The following is a 21102-nucleotide window of genomic DNA, read 5'->3' on the forward strand; positions in this document are numbered from 1 at the left end:
GGCTGTGTTGCCTCTGGCGCTCCGATCCAATATCTGATCAAATACTTGATAAGATTTCTATTACCACGACATTGCCAATAAAAAAGCCGGTAAGGTTGTCATATTGACAACCTTACCGGCTTTTTCAATTCCACAGTTTACTAATACCGGAGTTTACTAAAACAGCGGCTTACTGGCCCTTGTTCAGTACCGGGCGGGCGTACATAGACAATACCAGTTCTCGCAGCTCGGCCGGGATCCGGGCCATGTGCTGCTCGAACAGCCGGGCTTCGTCAGCGTCCCCTGCGACCTTCTGACCCGCGGCCAGCAGGTTGCTGGGAAAGAGGTGATAATTGGCATGGATCTGCCGATCGATGGCCACCGCCAGCTGATCCGCATTATCGAAGTCGCCGCGCATCGGCTGACCGAAGCTGACGTGTACTCGCCCCTTCTGGCCGACAATTCCCTGTACTATGCTCTTAACGTCTTCGAACTCGCCTTTCTCGTAGCTGCCATGAGTCGCCTTGGCATACAGTTCTCGGGCCTTGGCCAGATCACCGGGATCGTATTCATAGGAAATGGACACGGGTACCAGATTCAGGCTCTTGATGTAATCGCCGAAGGGGATTTTCTGTCGTTTGCCTTCCATGTAGAACATCTTGAGGATGGCCGGATCGGTTTTATCGTTGCCGTCTTTGGCACGACCTTCCTTCTGGGCGATCCAGATGGAGTGGCCGTCGTCCAGGGAGTGGCGCAGATAGGCCGAGAGTTCGCTGAACGCCTTCATCATTTCCCGCGGGCCCTTGGCCGAACGCTTGACGATAAAGCTCTTGTTCAGCTTCATCAACTCGGCGGCACAGGGCTTGCGCAACAGGTTATCGCCGATGGCGATACGCACCGTGTCCAGCCCGTTAGTGTGCAGGCCCCAATTGACGAAGGCCGGATCCAGCGCTATGTCCCTGTGGTTGGAAATAAACAGGTATCCCTCATCGGGATTAAGTTGATCCAGGCCGGAATAGCTGACGCCCGAGGTGGTGCTCGAGATCATCTTTTCCATGTAGCCCGCCACTTCCAGCTGGATCTGGCGGATGCTGCCGAGCTTGCGCCAGCGCCAGCTCAGATACAGGCGGATCAACGCCTTGATGAAGGGGCCACCGATACCGGACAGGGTCGAAAAACGGTATTTGGCGATGGCACCGATAAACTCGTCGTCGCGGATCAGCCGCTGAATGGCGCCGGCGACTTCGTCGTCCCGGTAGGGACGAATGTCTTTAAACAAATCTGTGTCTGAAACCATGACAATATTGGGGTCCTGGGGCAAAAAACGCCCAGATTTTACACCCTTTGGCGGCAAACTCTAAGGATAATGCGTAAAAACCGACTTAACGCCAGATCATCAGTACACTGGTCGCAGTCAATATGGCCATCGAAAGATTAAAACGCCGCCAGTCCTGTGCCGTTTTCAGCCAGCGTCGAAGATGAATGCCGAACAGCGCCCAGATATGGCCGGTGATGATGCCAAACAACAGAAATATCGCCAGCACCCCTGCCGCCGAGAGCCAGTACCCGTCACCAGCCAGGGTAAAGCCGCTGATCGCCGACACCGCCATCAGCCAGGATTTGGGGTTGAGGAACTGAAACAGAGCGCCTTGTTGCCAGCCCATGCCCGGCTCGCTGTCACCGGAAACGGGCGGGTTGGCGCAGCCAATCTTCCAGGCCAGCCATAACAGATAACCGCTGCCGGCTACCTTGAGCGCCCATTGCAGGGCCGGCCACAGCAGAAACAACTGTCCCAGCCCCAGAGCGGTGAACAGCATCAGCAGCTGCAGACCGAGCATAATGCCCAGCAGCAGCTTGAGGGTAGGGCCGTAGCCGAACCGGGTACCGGAACTGGTAAGCAGCATATTGTTGGGCCCCGGCGTGCCACAGGCAGCGAGGGCAAAACCGGCGGCGGAGCCGAGCAGGGCGAGATCCATGATGTGCTGGTCAAATAACGGTGAAGAACCTTGTTTTACTCGATTTTCTGCTCGGCGCCCAGTATTTTATCGGCTCATGGTTTTATCGACTTATGGTTTTATCGACATTAATACCGCCCCATGGCGTGCCATCTCAGCGTGACAACAGGAAACTATGATCCATCCCAGCCGATTCCATTCCCCCTGGTGGGCCCGCAATCCCCATGTGCAGACCATTATGGCCAAATACCTGCATCGCACGCGCATCGACTACCGCCGCGAACGCCTGGAGCTGCCGGATGGGGACTTTGTCGATCTGGCCTGGGCGCTGCCGGTACTGGATGAACACAGGCCGCTGGTGCTGCTGTTTCACGGCCTGGAAGGCTGTGTCGAGTCCCATTATGCCAGGGGCATGATGGCGGCCCTGCACCAACAGGGCTGGCAACCGGTGCTGATGCATTTCCGCGGTTGCAGCGGTGAACCCAACCGCTACCTGCAGGCCTATCATTCCGGCGCCATCGAAGATCCGCATTATGTGCTGGAACTTCTGCGCCAGCGCTACCCGGAACGGCCCATGGCGGCCATCGGCTATTCCCTGGGTGGCAACATGCTGATCAACTATCTTGCCGAGCACAAACGCCATCCCTTGCGTGCCGCCGTGGTCATTTCGGCCCCGCTGCAGCTGTCGGCCTGCGCCGATCGCATCAACTCGGGCTTTTCCCGCTTCTATCAGCGCTACCTGCTGGGCCGAATGAAGTTCAACTGGCAGCAACGACTGCGCCGTCATCCGCATCATCGATGGCAGGGAAGTCTCGACCGGATCCACAGCCTGCGTGAGTTTGATGACCAGATAACGGCACCGATACACGGTTTCAACGACGCCGAAGATTATTATCGCCGCTGTTCCGGTCTTTATAAGCTTTCGGGTATCAGCACCCCGACGCTGGTGATCCACGCCGCCGACGATCCCTTCATGAACGATGCGGTGATCCCGGATGCCAGCGAGCTGCCGCCGGCGATCATCTATGAACTGAGCCGCACCGGTGGCCATGTCGGCTTTATGCATGGCCAGCCCTGGCGCCCTCGCTACTGGCTGGAACAACGGGTTCCGGAATGGCTCGCCGGGCAATGGCCCCCTTATCAGGAGAAAGCATGATTATTCCATTTACTGAATTGAGCGAAGACACACTCAATAACCTTATCGAACAATTCGTACTGCAGGAAGGCACCGAATACGGTGAGCAGGACATATCGTTAAGTGAAAAAGTTATCCAGGTTAAACAACAACTTAAGCATGGGAAGGCCGTCATAGTCTATAGTGAGCTGCACGAGAGCGTTCACATAGTACCGGCGGACCAGTTCCGTAACAAACCTTGACCTGCCCCCTGCACACTGCGTATAAACATTCACAGTTTAATCATATTTAGGGTTCCTTATGTCTGCCAAGCACCCCATTATAGCGGTGACCGGTTCCTCGGGTGCCGGCACTTCAACCTCGACCGAGGTATTCCAGTCCATGTTCGCCCAGCTAGGGGTCAAGGCCGCCATGCTCGAAGGCGACAGCTTTCACCGCTATACCCGTCCGGAGATGGACGTGGCGATTCGCAGGGCTCGGGAGCAAGGCAGACATATCAGCTATTTCGGACCGGAAGCCAACGACTTCGAACTGCTTGAGCACTTTTTCAAGGAATATGGCAATACCGGCACCGGCCAGTTTCGCCGTTACCTGCACACCTTCGACGAGGCTGTGCCCTTCAATCAGATGCCCGGTACCTTTACCCCCTGGCAGCAACTGCCGGAAGACACCAACCTGCTGTTTTACGAGGGTCTGCACGGTGGCGTGGTGACCGACGAGCAAAATGTGGCACAACATGTGGATCTGCTGATCGGCATGGTGCCCATCGTCAACCTGGAGTGGATCCAGAAGCTGATCCGCGACACCGCCGAGCGCGGTCATTCGCGGGAAGCGGTGACCGATTCCATCGTCCGTTCGATGGAAGACTACATCAATTTCATCACGCCCCAGTTTTCCCGTACCCATATCAACTTTCAGCGGGTGCCGACGGTGGATACCTCAAATCCCTTCAGCGCCAAGGTGATTCCCAGCGCGGACGAGAGCATGATGGTGATCCGCTTTCGCGGCATCAAGAACGTGGACTTCCCCTATTTGCTGGCGATGATCGACGGATCTTTCATGTCCCGACGCAACACCATAGTGGTGCCCGGCGGCAAGATGGGCTTCGTCATGGAGCTGATCCTGCGCCCCATGCTCGAGCAGCTGCTGGAAACCGGCAAGATCCGTTAACAAGACCCTCAGCCTGTCTCTTGGTCACGGATCACCTGCCGCATAAAGAGGCAATCCCTGTTGCCTCTTGCATGACTAGAAGCTATCCGCAGGAACACAAGCAGACCCTAGAAACAGCCCGCTTGTTTAGATGAGGCCGCTATAAATACAACAAGGCCCGGAGGTACCGGGCCTTTTCGTCTGGCGTCATTCGGGAAAGAATGCGCTCAGGCGTTGCGGATTTCAAAGGAAGACTCGACGGTGACCGCCTTTTCCAGCATTTTCATCACAGAGCAGTACTTGTCCATCGACAACCCGACGGCGCGGGCCACCTGCTTCTCGGCCAGATCCTGGCCGGTGACCACAAAATGCAGCCGAATGGCGGTAAAGACCCGGGGCGGGCTCTCTGCTCTGTCGGCGTCCAGCTCTACTTCACAGCCGGTGACCTGCTGGCGCCCCTTTTCCAGGATGGACACCACATCGATGGCACTGCAGCCACCGGCACCCAGCAGTACCGCTTCCATCGGGCTTGCGCCCCTGCCCGGATTGGTACCATCCAGAACCATCTTGTGACCGGACTCGGATAAGCCTTCGAAACACATTCCTTCCAACCAGGTTACCTTGGCTTTCATAACACCTCCCCACTGAAAAATCACATATTAGCCTATCACCCCGGCGTCGACGAGCAGGATAAAAGCCTCAAGGCTCTTGATGGCGAGGCACAAGCCTTTTATGCTAGCGAATTATCTACGCTATTAGGCAAGGCAGCCTGCTCGCCAGGCGTTCAGCCCGAGTCAATCAAGAGGAAAGTTCATGGTTATTGGCAAGCCCCAAAGTGACCCTACCCTGGAATGGTTTTTGTCACATTGCCATATTCATAAATATCCGGCAAAAAGCTCGCTTATCCATGCGGGAGAAAAGGCCGAGACTCTCTATTATATCGTCAAGGGCTCGGTTTCCGTGCTGATAAAGGATGAAGACGGCAAGGAAATGATCCTGTCTTATCTCAATCAGGGCGACTTTATCGGTGAGCTGGGGCTGTTTGAAGAAACGGATAATCCACTGCGGACCGCCTGGGTTCGAGCCAAGTCGCCCTGCGAAGTGGCCGAGATTTCCTACAAGAAGTTTCGTCAGCTGATCCAGGTGAACCCGGAGATCCTGCTGCGACTGTCGGCCCAGATGGCAGAGCGGTTGCAGACTACCAGTCAGAAGGTAGGCGATCTGGCTTTCCTCGACGTGACCGGTCGCATCGCAGAAACCCTGCTCAGCCTGGCTCGTCAGCCGGATGCCATGACCCACCCGGACGGTATGCAGATCAAGATTACCCGTCAGGAAATCGGCCAGATCGTCGGCTGCTCCCGGGAAACCGTCGGTCGCATCCTGAAGATGCTGGAAGAACAGAATCTGATTTCCGCCCACGGCAAGACCATAGTGGTATTCGGCACCCGCTGAGCACCACCACCGGGCTGGCCTTTTTCAATACCAGTCAGACCACGGGCAATCGCTTATAGAGTCATATCACACCAGTTCAGCCGAGGTTTCCATTCCTCGGCGGGCTGGTGCCTTATCTCTGCTGCTATTCATTATCCCGCCCTGTCAGCTTGATTAGGGTTGAGCAGCAAGGCTTCCAGTTGTTCCTCTGGTTGCGGCCGGCCGTAGAAATACCCCTGCAGCAAGTCGACATCCAAAGACTGCAATATACGCGCCTGCTCCGCCGTTTCCACACCTTCGGCAATCACCACCATCTGCATTGCATGTCCGAGTCCGGTCACCGTACGAACAATGGCCTGGTCGAGCTCACTCTCGCTAATACCCATGACAAAAGAGCGATCGATTTTCAGCTTGTCGACGGGAAATTGCTTGAGGTAAGCGAGGGAAGAATAGCCGGTACCAAAGTCATCGATGGCGATTCGAGCTCCCAGATCTCGCAAGGCCTGCAAGGTCATGGCGGCAGCCTCGGGATCTGTCATCACTGCGGTTTCCGTCACCTCGAAGCTAAATTCAATACACCCGGGATCGAAAGAATAGGTACGGAAGAGACGGCTGACCGTGTCGACCAAGTCGGACTGGAGCAATTGCCGGGGAGAAAGATTGACGGATACGCCCAAAGGCAAGTTTGTATCACGCAATAAGCCCCAATGTTGGGCGAGACGACAACTCTCTTCGATAACCCAGGTGCCAATAGGAACGATCAGTCCCGTTTCCTCGGCAACGGGAATAAACTCCACCGGTGATAACAGCCCCTGGACCGGATGTTGCCAACGTAAAAGAGCTTCTACCGACACCAGCTGACCGGTGGCTGCGGCTACTATCGGCTGGAAAAACAGACGAAATTCTTTCCGTTCCAAAGCCCGATGCAGCTCATTCTCGATACGCAGCTGGGTCGCAACCTGCATCTGCATCTGTTCATCAAATAATTGATAATGGGCCCGCCCTGCGGACTTGGCTTCATACATGGCGATATCGGCTGAACCAATTAATTTTTCGGCATCCCAATCCGGCTCGGCGATGGCGATACCTATGCTGGCAGACACGAATACCTTGTCTTCTTCCACTGCGATAGGAGGGGCAAGCTCTGCCAACAGCCGCTGGGCAATAACGGTTGCATCGCGATGGCTGGCGACGTCCGGACAGACAATCACGAATTCATCACCGGCGAGGCGAGCGACGGTGTCGCTTGGCCGCATGGCCCGCTGCAATCTCTGCGCCACCGAGATCAACACCTGATCGCCCGCATCATGGCCGAAGCTGTCGTTGATCCGTTTGAAGTGATCCAAATCGATGAATAATACCGCCACACTGGTATTGGCCTCCTTTCTCTGGGACAAACACCATTGTACCCTGTCCAGTACCAAAGCTCGGTTGGGGAGCCCGGTCAGGGCATCATGCAGGGCCCGGTACTCCAGGGCCCGTTCGGCCTCCTTGCGAGCACTGATATCATGGGCAAAGGCGAAAAAACTCCAACTGGTGTGCTCTTCCAGGGACCAGAGGGTAATTTCGATAGGAAATTCCCGGCCATCCCGGTGCAAGGCCGGCAACTCGAGCCGTTGTCCCAGCACCTTCGCTCTTCCATGGGCGAGAAAACGTTCCAGCCCACGTTGATGGGCATCGCGATATTGACTCGGTACTATCGTCTCGCCGACACTCTGGCCCAATACTTCGGACAGCGACCAGCCAAAAATGACTTCGGCGGCCCGGTTCCAGGCGGTAATCATGCCCCGGGAGTCCATACCGATAAAGGCATCTCCCGCGCTGTCGATGATTTGACGGCTACGCTGCTCACTGGCCAGCAACGCCTGTCGGGAGCTTTGTCGTTCGAATACCCGTCCCAACTGGACACCCACCTGCGTCATCACATCCAGCAGCTCTGGCTGCAACTGCTGCGGTGCGCCAGTAAAAAATTCCAGTACCGCCGTGATGCTGTTGCCCGATTGCACGGGAACGGCAAACCCCGAGATCAGGCCCGCTTCCCTCGCTGCCGCTTGCCGGGGGAAGTTGCCCTCCACATGGATATCGATAATCTTGAGCGGCACCCCCTCTGACAGCACCCGCCCCGGCAGGCCGACACCCGAGAAAAAGCACCTTTGTTCGCTGACCCGCCGGAAAACGTCGAAGCTACCCGCCGGATAATGCTCATCCAGATGCCAGATCCCGCTTGACACCAGTTCACCATCAGGTCCCTTTATCCAGGAATGCCCCACCGGCCACCCCGTTAACTGACAAACGCTCTGCAGTACTTTGAGCAATGCGGCTTCCACGCCGATCGCTTGATTGGCCGCGACGGCGACCTCTTTCAACAGGTGCAGATAGTCAATGGGCGTGTCATTGGAACCGTGAGGCATTGTAACTCCTGTGGCTGCTGTCTCTTTTGATAGAAGGTCCTGTTACCCCTAACAGTTCCTCAGGGCGACGAGTGATCGTTTTACAAGCAGGTTTGACTTGTTTTAGCCGCCTTTCGCTCGCAAGTTGACCAGAATTACATAAAATTGATCAAATTATACAGCTTTAAACGAGTCAAATTATTATTTCCTCCAGTGCTACCCTGTCGGAATGTAGATTTTTTGAACTCCGCTGCGTCACCCCTCAATAGTTCCCGTTTCCTACTCCGAGTGATGCTCGTCGAAGGAGGCGTTTCCACCCGTCGAATACCCGATGAAAGCGTGCAGGTTAAAATAGAACGTCTCTACTGCGATGAAAGTGGCCTCTCCTGTGTATCGGATGTACAGGATCCCGGCCCCGCCAGGTGAGATTCATCGCGCGGATACCGATGTGGGACGTAAATGCGTCAATGTGATTGGCGTGCCGGGTTATGTAACTGCTGAATGACACCTTGAGCTGTTTCGGCGCTCGGTGAAACGGCCACACCGGGTCCCATTTCTGGATAAATTGACTAGCGTGGTGATGGATAATGCATCAATCCATCACTTTATCGAACCAACGATGCCCGATAAATGCGTGTATGAATATCTGTTTATACTGCTTTGTGACAGCCCGGAATGGGAGCTGATCTAAATCTTGTGGAAACAGGCTAAATCTCACTGGCGCCACTTTATCTCCTGGAACAAAGACAAGTTGCTGGTTAAAGTCTCGACGCTACTCAAGGGCGTAAGGCTATGCATGATTACTTATCCAGGCAGCCTGACGACCGGCTTGATATAGGCATCAAGCTCCAATGTATAAAAAAACCCGGGAACTCCCGGGTTTTTTTATTTAATCAATCAGACCGTACCGGTCGCGCAATATCGTTATGATGTCCGCCTTGGGGTTATCGGACAATTCCAACTTCTGGCCGGTAATCTTCTCGGCGATGCCTACGTAAGTACGGGATATGTCCATCAGCACCTCGACCGGCAAGGCATTATCTCGCGCCAGCGCTTCCCGCTCGGGCATCCGCTCTTTATTGAGCAGAATATCCGGATCCGGAAAATGCCTGAGTAACAGCTGGCGAAAGTCCTCTTTCGAGTTCTCCACGATACGCCCGTCGCGATAGGCTGGGCCGTCCCAGATCCGGGATGAATCGGGAGTGCCCACTTCATCCATGTAAATCAGCTTCTCGGTGCCCGCCGCGTCACAGACATAGCCGAATTCGAACTTGGTATCGACAAACACCTGATCGATCCTGGCCAGCTCCTTGCTGATGACCTCGAAACCTTCCTTCAACAACCGCTCGTAACGGGTGATATCGGCCGCACTGCGGAAGTTGAAGGCGGCGAAGTTGTCTTCGATATTCTGGCGACTAATGTTGACGTCGTCAGCCTCCGGCACGCCGGGAATACCGGTGAGAATGCCCTTGGTGGAAGGGGTCATCAGCAACTCGGGCAGCTTCTGATCCTTTTGCAGGCCATCCGGCAGGCGGATACCGCAGAACTCGCGCTCTCCACTGGCATAACTGCGCCACATGGAGCCGGTAATGTACTGGCGGCAAATGGCCTCGATCTTCACCGGGGTCGCCTTCTGCACTATCCACACGAAGGGATGGGGAATGTCCAGAATATGACTGTCGGCCAGGCCCTGTTCGCGGAACAGCTTGAACCAGTGGTTGGAAATGGCATTGAGCGCCGCGCCCTTGCCGGGCACCCCCTGCATGCCGCCCTCCCCGTGCCAGATGCAGTCGAAGGCGGAGATACGATCGCTGATCACCATGATGGCCAGCGGCGCATCGGCAGCCACGTCATAGCCTTTTTCCTGGATCAGGCGGCGGCTGTCTTCTTCGGTCAGCCAGTAAACAGAGCGCACCTTGCCGCTGTGAACCGGCTGCTGGGTACGGATCGGGAGGTCGTTATTAACGGCCAATACCTTGTCTGCGAGACTCATCGCGTGTGTCCTGTGTGTGGAGTGTTGAAGCTCAGCTGAACACCGTCGCCGAATTATTGTATTTATATTGAAGGGCGGGCTGCCAGCGGCGCTATCTTATCAGATGTGGGAAAGCGGCAATAGCCGCTGCAACACCAGCAACAGCGACGGCGTAGCGGGCGCCAGCCACCAGCAGCCCGCCAGCAGAGACAGCAACAACAGATTGGGAAGCGGTGCCGGCCACTCGGTGACTTTCAGCGCGGTACCGAACGACTTCTTCAGCCGCCGTCCTTCCAGATCGATGCTGTACAGCTCATCCAGCAACAGATGAATGAAGGCGCCGATAAACACGAAGATGCCGAGTTGCCAGGCCAGCTCGGCCGGCAACTGGAACAGACGGGAGCTAATCACCACGCCACCACCGGCAAACACCAGGTTGGCCAGCAGCGAATGCAGGGCCCCCCGATGCACGGTAAAACGGGCAAAAGCCCAGCACAGGGGGTAACGCACAACGACATAGGCCGCCGCCCCCAGCACCAGGGTGTCGACCAGCGGCAGATATTGCCGGCCATAGAGCAGCGCCAGCATGGTGCCGAGAATACCGAACAGACGAAAGATGATACGGATGGAGCGGGAAGTATCGGCATCTATGTCCGGCATGATGCCGCCGAGAGAGCCGGCCAGCCACAGCAGGCCCGCCTCGGGCAGGGTCACCAGCTGGGCCCAGGCCATGGCACCCGCCAGCAGGGCGCTGGCCACCGAGGCCACCTTGATATGAGTTCTGAAATCCGCCATCGACCACCTCCCAGGCTGAAAAAGACGGCGAGTGTAGCATGTGGATACTGGATAAAAAAACAGGGCCTGTAAGGCCCCGTGATGATAAGCAGAAGACGTCGGAGCTTAGAAGCTCAGCTGACCTTCCAGCATATAGGTGCGGCCAGGCATGGGGACACGACCGACCGGGCTGACGTCGGCGCCACGGAAGTAGGCATCGTCATCCAGCAGGTTGTTGACGCCCAGGCCCACGTTCAGGGTCATGTCGTTGCCCAGGGCAATGTCCCGGCCCAGACGGGTGTTGACCAGGGTGTAGGACGGCAGTTCACCGGCGCTGCCGTTGGCGGTTTCATTCACTGTATTGGCGGCATCGCTGAAGCTCGCGGACGCATACAGGGCGCTGGCGCTCGCAGTCCACAGACCGGTTTTGTAGGTGGCGTCGGCACTCACATGGTGACGTGGCGCATTGGGTAGTTCCTTGCCCCGGTTGGCACCGGTCAGCTGTTCGCTGTCCAGCAGGGTATAGCCCAGGCCCAGCGCCAGCTCGTGGGTCGCCTGCCAGCGGCCTTCCAGCTCTATGCCCTGCTGGCGGGTCTCGCCCAGGTTTTCATAGGTATCGGTCGTCCTGTTGTGCTGGATCTGATCCTGATAGTCGATACGGAACAGGGTGGCGCTGGTCTCGACGTTATTTAATGGCTGCCAGCGCGCGCCCAACTCGTAGTTCCAGGCGGTTTCGTTGGCCACTTCGCCTTCCTTGATCACCTGGGCGGTCTGCACCGGCACCAGGGAGCGTTGGGCATTGGCAAACAGGAACACCTCATCGGTGGCCTGCAGGCCCACCGTCAGGCCAGGCAGCCACTCGGAGGCATGGTTGTCGCTGATGGCGCCGGAGTTGTCGTCCCGGTAATCGGTGCGCACTTCTTCGTAACGGATCCCCGGGGTGATGGTCAGGCGATCATCCATCAGGTGCACAGTATCACTGATATAGGCGGCGTAGGCGTTGGTGGTGAAATCCCAGTCCCGTACCTGATCGTTGTAACTGCCGTCGGCCAGAGTCAGACGATTGACATCGAACTCCACCTCTTCCCGCACGTAGCGGCCGCCCAGTATCAGGGTGTGATTAGCCAGCTGCTTGGTCACCCTCGGCTCGGTGCCGTAAACGTTGAATATGCGGGGCGAGTCGGCCACATGGCTGGCATTGGCTTCGGGGTCGGCCCAGTTGCCCCCCGATATCAGATCCTGACCGAAGAAGAAGGTCCGGTCCGCCCGGTGAGCGAAGTTGCGCCACTGGAATTCCAGGTCATCGCTGGGAGTGTGAATCCAGGTCAGATTAGCACGCCACATGTCGGCGTCATAGCCGTCATAGGGCCGCTGGGACTGGTTGCGATTGCCCTCATAGGCGGTGGGGCTCAGGGCACCGGGCAAGTCGGCAGTCACATCGTAATACTGCAGCTGGGCCTTGAACTCGTTGATGTCGTCGGCAAAGTAGTCGATATCGAAGATATAGTTCTGCACTTCGGTGTCGGAGTGATCGCGAAAGCCGTTGCCCTTCTGCAGGTTGGCCTGAAACTGCAGGCCCAGATTGTCGGTCACGAAACCACCGACCCGGTAGTAGGTATCGGTCATGACATGGCCGGTGTCTTCGGCGATGAGCAGCCGCTCGCGCAGGGTTTGCTCCAGCTTGTTGGGTATCGGCTTGGTGACCAGGTTCAGCACACCGCCCACGTTGTTGGGACCATAATGCACGGCGGCACCGCCGCGGACCATATCCACCGCCTCCAGGCTGGGCAGGGTCACCGGAAACAGAGATACCCCCACATTGGTATAGGGGCCGATGGCAATCGGGTAACCGTCCACCAGCAGCTGCACCCGCTCGCTGCGCAGCGGATTCAGGCCCCGCACCCCTATGTTGGGCAGTATGCCGGTGCCGGTTTCATCCAGTACCTGAACGCCGGGCACCTGACGCAGGGCATCTTCGAGGTTGAGGGCGCCGCGCTCGTGCAGCTCTTCGCTTTCCACCACGTTACGAGCCCCGGTGTAGGTTTTGGCGTTTTCCTTGGTCGGGGTGCCGAGCCAGTCTCCCTCCACCACCACCTGCTCCAGCTGGCTGGTAACCGCCTCGGCGGCGGCCAGCGGCATGGCCGGCATCAGCGCCAGGCTGATCAGCACACTTAACGGACGACGGCTGAAACCTGTGGTGCGATTTTCTTTCCCTGCTAAACCCATAAAACAAACCCAAATGATAATGATTGATGTTTGTGCATTATTTTTTATTGGCTCTGGTAATTCAATAAAAAATTGAACTTTTTATCATCCTTGTTGACGACGGCTGCCATCAAGGGAAGGGTTCACCACCACCTTCTTCAATTCACCTACAAAATGCAGGGTTGCACTCACATGCAAATAATAATAGTTTGCATTCAAACTCAAGAGCCACCAACCCAATGCTGACCATCAACCCGTTAAAAAGCAGCCTGCATCAGGGCAAGCCCGTATACGGCCTGCTCAATTCCGTACCCGGCCCCTGGCTGGCGGAAATGATAGGCCGTGCCGGTTATGACTTCGTGATCCTCGATATGGAGCACCTGCTGGTGTCGGAAGAAACCCTGCGCCACAGCCTCCAGGCCGTGCTGCTCACCGGCTGTACTCCCCTGGTGCGGGTGCCCGCAGCGGACGCCAAGCTGATCGGCCGGCTGCTGGATGCCGGTGCCCGCGGCATAGTGCTGCCCCAGACAGACAGTGCCGCCACCGTCGCCCGGACCATCGCCGCCTGCCGTTTCCCGCCCCTGGGCCGGCGCGGTATCACCGGCGGTCCCATCACCGGCTTCGGTACCCTCAAGCTCGATGACTATATCCGGCTCGCCAACGACAACATCATGGTGGTGCCCATGATCGAATCCCGGGCCGGACTCGACGCCCTGCCCGAAATACTGGCGCTGGAGGGGGTCGACATGGTGCTGGAAGGCGCCCTGGATCTGGCGCTGGATATGGGCCTCGGCCCTCAGCCCCAGGATCCGCAGGTGGAGCAGGCCATCGGCCGGCTGGCAGCCCAGTGCCTGGATGCCGGTGTCCCCTTCTGCGCCAACCCGCGCAGCCCGGAGCAGGCAGCCCGCTGGCGACAGGCCGGCATCACCGCCTGGCTGGCGGGGGAAGACAGGGGCTATCTGTGTCAGGCCCTGCGCAGCCGGCTGGCCGATCTCCGCAAGGATACTTGAACGCTTAACCTGATGCCGGGCCGTTAACGGGATTGGCCGGCTTGCAAGCCGGCCCTCGGCATTAGCACTCGTGATCCGTTTTTCCAGAACCTGAGGACAATTATGTCATCCCCCATCGTGATCCTGACCCACGTGGTCAACCGTGCCGTTATCGACGGCTTTATTCCCGCCGCCCGAAGCCTCGGCCATGAGGTGGTGCTGGTCACCGACCAAGGGCTGGCGCATAGGGAGTGCCTGGCAGAGGTTCGCATCCTCGAATGCGACGTTTTCAATCCCCTGGCGATCCTGGATCTGCTGACCGAGCAGGCCATCCGTCCCGCCGCCCTGTTCTCCAACAGCGATCATCTGCAGACCGCCGCCGCCATCGCCGCCCGGGCCCTGGCGCTGCCGGCCAAGAACTGGCAGGTCTGCTACCGGGCCAAGGACAAGTTGCGCATGCGGGAACGGCTGGCCGACCAGGGCCTGCCCAGCGTCTGGTCCCGCCAGCTGCAGCCCGGTGAGGTACCGGAGCACGACTGGCCCTATCCGCTGGTGGTCAAGCCCAGCCAGGGCGTGGCCTCCCTGGATGTGTGCCGGGTCGACAGCCGGGAGCAACTGGTCGCCTTGCTGGCGGAGCGGGCCCAGTCGTCGCCCCTGCTGCTGGAACAATATATGGAAGGCCCGCTGTTCACCCTGGAAACCCTGGGCGACGGCCGGGAACTGGTGGCCGTCGGCGGCTTCGACGTCGGCCTGTCCGATCCCCCGCACTTCATCGAGACCCAGGCCCGCTGGCGAGGCTCGGTCAGCCGGCAGTGGCAGACCCAGGCGCTGGAGCAGGTTCGGCGCTTCGGGGTCGGCCTCGGGGTCTGTCACAGCGAATTTATCCTCACTCGGGACGGCCCCGTGCTGGTCGAGATCAACTACCGCAGCATAGGCGACGGCCGTGAGTTCCTGCTGGACCGGCTGCTGCCGGGAGGCTGGTTTGCTCCCATACTTCGGCTGCATCTGGGCGGCCCCCTGCCGACCATCAGCCCTTCGACACAACAGGCGCTGATCCAGTATCTGGTGGCCGAGTCCAGCGGCCGGCTGGTCCGGGCTCCGCAGCCTCCGACCCGGCCCGGCCTGAACTACAAGGCCCTTCGCCAGACGGGCGACAGCCTGTTGCTGAGCCACTCCAACAAGGACTACCTGGGCGTGCTCTATCTGCAGGCCGAATCGGCCGGGGAGCTGGAACAGCTGCACGCGGACGCCATGGCCGCCATCCACTGGGAGATCAACTGATGACAGAGCAACAACGCATCTGCCGACGCATCATCGACGCCTGCCTGCGGGAGGATGTCCGCCAGATCCACAGCCTGGGCCGTCGCGTCGAGCAGGACGGACAACTCTGGCTTGAACTCGACCATCTGGGCGCGCCCCTGCGCCTGCCGGTGGCGGACTGCGATTACATGCAGCCCCTGCGCGCCACCGTCAGCCACTGGTTTTACCGATCCGGCGATCAGTGGCTCCAGGAGTCCGGCCACCGCGCCTGGCTCGGCCGGCTGATGGCCGGCCTGGAGCAGACGGAGCAGACGCTCTATCTGTCCTACATGAACGAGGCCGATGCCGCGGTCGAGCAGGGCGAGCTGTGTCGCCAGGCCTTCACCGAACAGGCCGGCCAGCTGGCCCGCTTCGGGGAAAGCTGGGGAGATCGGCTGCTGCACGCGGACCGGCTGGCCAGCTTCCTCGATCACCCCTACTACCCCACGGCCCGGGCCAAGTTCGGCTTCAGCCCCGCACAACTCCGGGCCTATGCACCCGAGTTTGCCCCGGTATTCGAGCTGCACTGGCTGGCGCTGCCCGCCGGCCAGGTGACCCTGACCGGCCCCCTGCCGGACTGGTGGCCCGGCTTCGCCCAGGTCGGCCTGGCCGCGAGCCTTGCTCACAGCCATGTACTGCTGCCGGTGCATCCTCTTACCTGGCAGCAGCTGGGCCCCCTGCCCGCCGATGCCCTGCCGGCGCCCGCGACCTGTCTGCCGGTGATACCGACCCTGTCGGTACGCACCCTGGCCCTGAAAGACAAGCCCGGTGAGCATCTCAAGTTGCCACTGGCCATGGCGACCCTGGGCCAGAAGAACATTCGCCTGATCAAGCCCGGCACCCTGTATGACGGCCACTGGTTCGCCCGCTGCCTGACCACTCTGGAGCATAACGATGCTCAGTTGCAGGGCCGTTATCGCCATGTGGACGAATCGGTGGCCGGCCACCTCGGCGACGACAAGCTCCATGCCTTCCTGCTGCGTCGTTATCCCGAGCCCAAACCCGGCGAGACCCTGGTGCCGGTGGCCGCCCTGTGCAGCCTCCTGCCCGACGACCGTCCCTATATCGCCGGGCTGCTGGAACAACAGGGTGGCCCCGGGCTCGAGCCCTGGTGGCAGGAATACTGTGCCCTGATGGCCAGGGTACACCTGCGGCTATGGCTGAAATACGGCATCGCCCTGGAGTCCAACCAGCAGAACGCCGTGCTGTCCATCACGCCCGGCCAGCCCCTGAGCCTGGTGATGAAGGACAACGACGCCGCCCGGCTGTGGCCGGAGCGTTTCGGCCAGACCTGTCCGGGTCTGTCCGGCACCCTGGACGAGTTGCGCGATGCCCGTATCCTGGTGAAAGACGAGCTGGCCCTGGCCCAGATGTTCACCACCATCACCCTGCAGTTGGATCTCGCCGCCGTGCTCGAAGGACTGGCCGAGCGGGGTTGCCTGGACCGGGAATGGGGCTACCGGATGCTACGCCTGAGCCTGCGCCGGGAGCTGGATGCCCTGCACGAGGAGGGGCTGGATACCCGGCTGGCCGAGGAGTTGCTGTTCAACGCCGAACATCAGTACGTCAAATACCTGCTGCAAAGCGGCAGCCTGCTCAGCAAGCAGGACTCGGGAGCGGCCGATATCAACAAGTTCTACGGCCTGTCGGGACCCAACTTCCTGCGGGGAGGCGCATGAACCGATTGCTACCCGCCGTGCTGGCCTGCCACTTTCTGGCCGCCTTTACCGTGCTCGGCATGCCCCTGTTCATGCCCCGGCTGGTGGCCGAGTTCGGACTGGCGCAGACCAGCCCCTGGGTCGGTGTGCTGTACAGCCTCCCCGCCGTGCTGACGGCCCTGTCCGCCCCCCTGTGGGGGCGGTTCGCCGACCATTTCGGCCGCAAACTCTCGCTGCTGCGAGCCCTGGCCGGGCTGAGCCTGTCCTTTCTGCTGGCCGGTCTGGCGCCATCTTTAAGCTGGTTCACCCTGGCGCTGGTGTTGCAAGGGCTGTTCGGCGGCACCCTCGCCGCCGCCAACGGCTATCTGGCGGTTAACCTGAGCCGACAGCAGCTGTCCCGGGCCCTGGGCTGGACCCAGTTCAGCGCCCGCCTGGCGCTGGTCTGCGCCCCCATAGGCCTGGGCTTGCTGGCCGCCGCCTTTTCGGTGCGCCAGCTCTATCTGTGGCTGGCCCTGCTGCCGTTGCTGGCGCTGGTGCTGGCCCTGAGACTGCCCGGGGAAGGCAAGGCGGTAACGGCCGCGGCTTCCCGCTCCGGCGATGATGTCGCTCCCGGGCACTGGCTATGGGCCGCCATGGGGCTACAGTTCCTGTTTTTCTTCGCCATGGTCGCCACCTTTCCCTACTTCCTGCCCTATGCCGAGCAACTGGTCGCCGAGCCGGCGCTGATCGGTCTGCTCTACAGCCTGCCCCATCTGGTTTACCTGCTCGCCCAGCCACTGGCGCATCGCCTGCAGACTAAGTGGCGCACTGCACTGGCCTGGGGGCTGGCGCTGCAGCTGCTGGCCTGCCTCTGGCAGTTTCAGCTACACAGCCTGCCGGCCCTGCTGGCGGCCCGCCTGTTGTTCGGCTTAGGCATCTGGCTCGGTTTTCAGGGATTGAACCCGCTGATTGGCCGGCTGACTCGCAGCCACAATGCCGGCAGCTGGTTCGGTAAGCTCGACGCCGTGGGCAAGGGTGCCGGCGTGCTGGGAGGCCTGGTCGCCGCCTGGCTCAGCGCCGGATTCGGCCCCCATACCCCCTTTGTCGCCGCCGCCCTGGCCTGTGCCGGCGGCCTGCTGTTACTCGCTTTTTTCACCATGGAGACCCACACAGATGGAAGCCCAGCTCATCTCGACCACACCGTTAAGTGATCCCCTGCAGGGACTGGCCGAGCACCAGGCCATCGGCTGCCTGCTGAACTGCTATCTGCGGGAGTTCGCCCTGCCCGCCGGGCTGGTGCAATGGCGGGCCGATGGCGATCTGCCCAAGGCCCTGACCAGCTCATTGCTTGCCGGCGATGCCGTACGCCTGACTCTGCCCGCAAGCCACATCAAGCTGGCGCTGAAAGCCGACAGGGTCAGCCTGCTGGGCCGCGCCCGCTTCTGCTCGGCGCCCTTTATCAAGCGCTTCGGCCAACCCTGGCGCCTGCTGTCGGCCATGGAGACCTGTCGCCTGCTGCTGCAGGAGATGGCGCTGCAGACCGGCACCCCCTACAACCGGGAACTGGACGAGCAGATAAGCAACAGCATCGGCATTAGCCGCGCCTTCCTGACTCATGCCCGTACGCCCCAGAACGACAGCCTGCTGGAAAGCGAACAGGCCCTGCTCTGGGGCCACCCCATGCATCCCAGCCCCAAGAGCCGCCACGGCGTGCCCATGGACGAACTGCTGGCCTGTTCCCCCGAAATGGGCGCCCGCTTCCCGCTCTGCTGGTTTCGGGTCGATGAGACCCTGTTGCAACACAGGGGCGAAACCGAGGCCATCCAGATGCTGGAGCAGCTTGCCGGCTCACCCGGCCTCTATCCCTGTCATCCCTGGGAGGTTCGTCATATTCTGGCCTCGTCGCTCTACCGCAAGGCGGAACAAGACGGGCTGATCGAGTACCTGGGTCCCCTAGGTCTGCCGATGTGGCCCACTTCTTCGGTGCGCACCTTGTATCGGGCCGACTTGCCCTATTTCCTCAAGTGTTCCATCCATGTACGGCTGACCAACTGCGTGCGCAAGAATGCCTGGTACGAACTGGAAAGTGCGGTGTTCATGAGTGAATGCCTGGCCCCGGTGCTGAACACGCTGGAGCAAGCCAACCCGGGCTTTGCCCTGATGCGGGAGCCGGCCGCCACCAGCCTGGACTTTTCCTCTCTGGCCGGGCCGGCAGAACAGGCGGAAGTACAGCACCTGCAGGAATGCTTCGGCCTGCTCTATCGTCACAACCTGGACCACGGCACCCGGCAGGACTGCGAGCCGACCCTCGCCGGCGCCCTGTTCGCCTGGGATCGCTTCGGCCAGAGCCTGCTGGTGCAACGCCTGGCCATGCTGGCCCGGGAGCAGGGCTGGAACTACCGGACCGCCGCCCTGAACTGGTTCCATGCCTACCTGAACGTCCTGATGCCCGGGGTACTGGATGCCTGCTTCAACCATGGGGTGGTGTTCGAGCCACACCTGCAGAATACCCTGGTAGGCTTCGACAATGGCCTGCCGAGCCGGATCTGGATCCGCGATCTCGAAGGCACCAAGCTGCTCCCGGAACAGTGGCCGGCACGGCGGCTGCAGGGATTGTCGGAGCAAGCCCGAGCCTCGGTTCACTATTCCAGAGATCAGGGCTGGAACCGCATCGGCTACTGTCTGCTGGTCAACAACATCTCGGAAGCCATCTTTCATCTGGCCGACGGCGATGCGGGGCTGGAGCAGCTCGCCTGGCAGCAACTGGCGTTGGCCCTGCAGGCCTGGGCCGACGCCAACGACCGTCCGGCGGAGATTACCGAACTGCTGGCCGGCGGCCCCCTGCCGTCCAAGAACAACCTCAAGACCCGGCTGCTGCAGAAGGCGGATCGCCTGTCCGACTACACCCAGCTTGACCACCCGATGAGAGCACCCGTATGACCCCCTTGATTGAAAGAAAGCTGCTGCAACTACAAGAAACGGCCTCCGAGCCTTTCTGTGCCTATCTCTACGATCTGGACGCCCTGGCCGCCCATGCCCGGCAGATGCACGAGGCCCTGCCCGCCAACTGTGAACTGTTTTACGCCGCCAAGGCCAACCCCATGGCGCCCATTCTCGATACCCTGGCGCCCGTCGTCGACGGCTTCGAGGCCGCCTCGGGCGGCGAACTGACCTGGCTCGCCGAGCGGCATCCCCGACAGCGACTGCTGTTCGGCGGCCCCGGCAAGCTGGAGTCCGAACTGGAAGCCGCCCTGCAACTGGGAGTGGAATGCATTCATGTGGAAAGCCTGACCGAGCTGGAGCGGCTGGCCGGCCTCTGTGTCAGGCTCGACTGCACCGCAAGCATCATGTTGCGCATGAATATCCCGCTCGACGGACTGCCCAGCACCAGACTCGCCATGGGCGGCAAGCCCACCCCCTTCGGCCTGGATCCGGACGACCTGCCCGAGGCGCTGGCGCGGGTCGCCGGACAGCCCCGCCTCGTGCTACAGGGCTTTCACTTTCACCTGATGTCACACCAGCTGGATCGCCAGGCACACCTCGAACTGATGCGACTCTACTTCCGCACCGTCAAAGGCTGGCAGGCGCAATACGGACTGGAGGTGAAGGTGCTGAATGTGGGCGGCGGCATCGGCGTCGACTACCTGCAACCGGATAGGCTGTTCGACTGGCCCGGATTCTGTCGGGAGCTGGAGGCACTGATCGCCGCCGAGCAGATGACCGGGACTCGACTACGCTTCGAATGTGGTCGCTTTATCAGCGCCGGCTGCGGCTACTACGTGATGGAGGTGCTGGATATCAAGCGCAATCTCGGGGAATGGTTTGCCATCGCCCGCGGCGGCACCCATCACTTCCGTACCCCGGCCGCCCAGGGCCATGATCACCCCTTTCATCTGTTGCGCGGCAGACAGCCGGCGCAACTACGGGATGCCAGCGTTACCCTGGTGGGCCAGCTGTGCACCCCCAAGGATGTGCTGGCGCGCCACCAGCCCATCGGTGAGCTGGCCATCGGCGACTGGCTGGTGTTCCGCCATGCGGGTGCCTATGCCTGGAATATTTCCCATCAGCACTTTTTGATGCACCCGGCGCCGGAGCAGATATTCCTGGGTGAACAACACCCGTGCAGTGACCATTCCCAAGCCACCACGACTGGCTGCTATTGATAGTACCATCGGCCGACACGCGTC

At 60.0% G+C, this 21102-nt stretch carries 17 protein-coding genes; 10 read left to right on the plus strand and 7 right to left on the minus strand.

Annotation, left to right across the window (positions count from 1 at the left end; translation table 11 throughout):
- Window positions 1–169 precede the first annotated feature (169 nt).
- Window positions 170–1276, minus strand: coding sequence for a 1-acyl-sn-glycerol-3-phosphate acyltransferase (locus ACLEIV_RS03925; RefSeq protein WP_410455349.1), 1107 nt, complete (start codon window positions 1274–1276; stop codon window positions 170–172).
- An 85-nt stretch (window positions 1277–1361) separates the two neighbouring features.
- Window positions 1362–1955, minus strand: a complete 594-nt coding sequence (locus ACLEIV_RS03930; protein WP_410455350.1) for a LysE family translocator — start codon at window positions 1953–1955, stop codon at window positions 1362–1364.
- A 154-nt stretch (window positions 1956–2109) separates the two neighbouring features.
- On the opposite strand from ACLEIV_RS03930, the gene ACLEIV_RS03935 reads away from it, so the two are divergent.
- The 3 genes from ACLEIV_RS03935 to ACLEIV_RS03945 are packed head-to-tail and all read left to right on the plus strand — an operon-like array spanning window position 2110 to window position 4239.
- Window positions 2110–3090, plus strand: a complete 981-nt coding sequence (locus ACLEIV_RS03935) for a hydrolase (RefSeq protein WP_410455351.1) — start codon at window positions 2110–2112, stop codon at window positions 3088–3090.
- Window positions 3087–3311: a YheU family protein gene (locus ACLEIV_RS03940; protein WP_410455352.1), complete on the plus strand. Its 225-nt coding sequence runs from the start codon at window positions 3087–3089 to the stop codon at window positions 3309–3311. Before ACLEIV_RS03935 ends, ACLEIV_RS03940 begins: the two co-directional genes overlap by 4 nt.
- Window positions 3312–3369: 58 nt before the next feature.
- Window positions 3370–4239, plus strand: a complete 870-nt coding sequence (locus ACLEIV_RS03945; RefSeq protein ID WP_410455353.1) for a phosphoribulokinase — start codon at window positions 3370–3372, stop codon at window positions 4237–4239.
- Window positions 4240–4445: 206 nt separating this feature from the next.
- Here ACLEIV_RS03945 and ACLEIV_RS03950 read toward each other — a convergent pair whose 3' ends face one another.
- Window positions 4446–4850 carry an OsmC family protein gene (locus ACLEIV_RS03950; RefSeq protein ID WP_410455354.1) on the minus strand — a complete coding sequence of 135 codons (405 nt, stop codon included), beginning with the start codon at window positions 4848–4850 and terminating at the stop codon, window positions 4446–4448.
- A 181-nt stretch (window positions 4851–5031) separates the two neighbouring features.
- On the opposite strand from ACLEIV_RS03950, the gene crp reads away from it, so the two are divergent.
- The gene (gene crp, locus ACLEIV_RS03955; protein WP_410455355.1) at window positions 5032–5670 is read left to right on the plus strand and encodes a cAMP-activated global transcriptional regulator CRP; all 639 of its coding nucleotides are present in this window, start codon (window positions 5032–5034) and stop codon (window positions 5668–5670) included.
- Window positions 5671–5801: 131 nt separating this feature from the next.
- Here crp and ACLEIV_RS03960 read toward each other — a convergent pair whose 3' ends face one another.
- From ACLEIV_RS03960 to ACLEIV_RS03975, 4 genes are all read right to left on the minus strand, one after another.
- Window positions 5802–8060: a putative bifunctional diguanylate cyclase/phosphodiesterase gene (locus tag ACLEIV_RS03960; protein ID WP_410455356.1), complete on the minus strand. Its 2259-nt coding sequence runs from the start codon at window positions 8058–8060 to the stop codon at window positions 5802–5804.
- 868 nt (window positions 8061–8928) lie between these two features.
- Entirely contained in the window at window positions 8929–10032 is a 1104-nt protein-coding gene (locus ACLEIV_RS03965) for a phosphoribosylaminoimidazolesuccinocarboxamide synthase (protein ID WP_410455357.1), read from the minus strand.
- Between the two features lie 99 nt (window positions 10033–10131).
- Window positions 10132–10806 carry a metal-dependent hydrolase gene (locus tag ACLEIV_RS03970; RefSeq protein WP_410455358.1) on the minus strand — a complete coding sequence of 225 codons (675 nt, stop codon included), beginning with the start codon at window positions 10804–10806 and terminating at the stop codon, window positions 10132–10134.
- Window positions 10807–10911: 105 nt separating this feature from the next.
- Complete coding sequence (locus ACLEIV_RS03975) at window positions 10912–13011, minus strand: TonB-dependent receptor family protein (protein WP_410455359.1); 2100 nt, start codon at window positions 13009–13011, stop codon at window positions 10912–10914.
- A gap of 218 nt (window positions 13012–13229) precedes the next feature.
- Between ACLEIV_RS03975 and ACLEIV_RS03980 the strand changes: the two genes are divergently transcribed.
- The 6 genes from ACLEIV_RS03980 to ACLEIV_RS04005 all read left to right on the plus strand — a co-directional run bounded on the left by ACLEIV_RS03980 (window position 13230) and on the right by ACLEIV_RS04005 (window position 21078).
- The gene (locus ACLEIV_RS03980) at window positions 13230–14000 is read left to right on the plus strand and encodes an HpcH/HpaI aldolase family protein (protein ID WP_410455360.1); all 771 of its coding nucleotides are present in this window, start codon (window positions 13230–13232) and stop codon (window positions 13998–14000) included.
- Between the two features lie 102 nt (window positions 14001–14102).
- Window positions 14103–15260 carry an ATP-grasp domain-containing protein gene (locus ACLEIV_RS03985; protein WP_410455361.1) on the plus strand — a complete coding sequence of 386 codons (1158 nt, stop codon included), beginning with the start codon at window positions 14103–14105 and terminating at the stop codon, window positions 15258–15260.
- On the plus strand, window positions 15260–16957 hold the full coding sequence (locus tag ACLEIV_RS03990) for an IucA/IucC family protein (protein ID WP_410455362.1): 1698 nt from the start codon (window positions 15260–15262) through the stop codon (window positions 16955–16957). The genes ACLEIV_RS03985 and ACLEIV_RS03990 overlap by 1 nt, the downstream gene beginning before the upstream one ends.
- Window positions 16954–18126, plus strand: coding sequence for an MFS transporter (locus ACLEIV_RS03995; protein WP_410455363.1), 1173 nt, complete (start codon window positions 16954–16956; stop codon window positions 18124–18126). The genes ACLEIV_RS03990 and ACLEIV_RS03995 overlap by 4 nt, the downstream gene beginning before the upstream one ends.
- Window positions 18089–19855: an IucA/IucC family protein gene (locus tag ACLEIV_RS04000; RefSeq protein WP_410455364.1), complete on the plus strand. Its 1767-nt coding sequence runs from the start codon at window positions 18089–18091 to the stop codon at window positions 19853–19855. The genes ACLEIV_RS03995 and ACLEIV_RS04000 overlap by 38 nt, the downstream gene beginning before the upstream one ends.
- Window positions 19852–21078 carry a type III PLP-dependent enzyme gene (locus ACLEIV_RS04005; protein ID WP_410455365.1) on the plus strand — a complete coding sequence of 409 codons (1227 nt, stop codon included), beginning with the start codon at window positions 19852–19854 and terminating at the stop codon, window positions 21076–21078. Before ACLEIV_RS04000 ends, ACLEIV_RS04005 begins: the two co-directional genes overlap by 4 nt.
- Window positions 21079–21102 lie beyond the last annotated feature (24 nt).

This window comes from Oceanisphaera submarina, from assembly GCF_046521305.1.
Taxonomy (GTDB): Bacteria; Pseudomonadota; Gammaproteobacteria; order Enterobacterales; family Aeromonadaceae; genus Oceanimonas; species Oceanimonas submarina.

Excerpts from the sequence above, each read along its gene's own strand:
- ACLEIV_RS03925 (WP_410455349.1), bottom strand. The coding sequence starts at position 1,276 with ATGGTTTCAGACACAGATTTGTTTAAAGACATTCGTCCCTACCGGGAC.
- ACLEIV_RS03930 (WP_410455350.1), bottom strand. The coding sequence starts at position 1,955 with ATGGATCTCGCCCTGCTCGGCTCCGCCGCCGGTTTTGCCCTCGCTGCC.
- ACLEIV_RS03935 (WP_410455351.1), top strand. The coding sequence starts at position 2,110 with ATGATCCATCCCAGCCGATTCCATTCCCCCTGGTGGGCCCGCAATCCC.
- ACLEIV_RS03940 (WP_410455352.1), top strand. The coding sequence starts at position 3,087 with ATGATTATTCCATTTACTGAATTGAGCGAAGACACACTCAATAACCTT.
- ACLEIV_RS03945 (WP_410455353.1), top strand. The coding sequence starts at position 3,370 with ATGTCTGCCAAGCACCCCATTATAGCGGTGACCGGTTCCTCGGGTGCC.
- ACLEIV_RS03950 (WP_410455354.1), bottom strand. The coding sequence starts at position 4,850 with ATGAAAGCCAAGGTAACCTGGTTGGAAGGAATGTGTTTCGAAGGCTTA.
- crp (WP_410455355.1), top strand. The coding sequence starts at position 5,032 with ATGGTTATTGGCAAGCCCCAAAGTGACCCTACCCTGGAATGGTTTTTG.
- ACLEIV_RS03960 (WP_410455356.1), bottom strand. The coding sequence starts at position 8,060 with ATGCCTCACGGTTCCAATGACACGCCCATTGACTATCTGCACCTGTTG.
- ACLEIV_RS03965 (WP_410455357.1), bottom strand. The coding sequence starts at position 10,032 with ATGAGTCTCGCAGACAAGGTATTGGCCGTTAATAACGACCTCCCGATC.
- ACLEIV_RS03970 (WP_410455358.1), bottom strand. The coding sequence starts at position 10,806 with ATGGCGGATTTCAGAACTCATATCAAGGTGGCCTCGGTGGCCAGCGCC.
- ACLEIV_RS03975 (WP_410455359.1), bottom strand. The coding sequence starts at position 13,011 with ATGGGTTTAGCAGGGAAAGAAAATCGCACCACAGGTTTCAGCCGTCGT.
- ACLEIV_RS03980 (WP_410455360.1), top strand. The coding sequence starts at position 13,230 with ATGCTGACCATCAACCCGTTAAAAAGCAGCCTGCATCAGGGCAAGCCC.
- ACLEIV_RS03985 (WP_410455361.1), top strand. The coding sequence starts at position 14,103 with ATGTCATCCCCCATCGTGATCCTGACCCACGTGGTCAACCGTGCCGTT.
- ACLEIV_RS03990 (WP_410455362.1), top strand. The coding sequence starts at position 15,260 with ATGACAGAGCAACAACGCATCTGCCGACGCATCATCGACGCCTGCCTG.
- ACLEIV_RS03995 (WP_410455363.1), top strand. The coding sequence starts at position 16,954 with ATGAACCGATTGCTACCCGCCGTGCTGGCCTGCCACTTTCTGGCCGCC.
- ACLEIV_RS04000 (WP_410455364.1), top strand. The coding sequence starts at position 18,089 with ATGGAAGCCCAGCTCATCTCGACCACACCGTTAAGTGATCCCCTGCAG.
- ACLEIV_RS04005 (WP_410455365.1), top strand. The coding sequence starts at position 19,852 with ATGACCCCCTTGATTGAAAGAAAGCTGCTGCAACTACAAGAAACGGCC.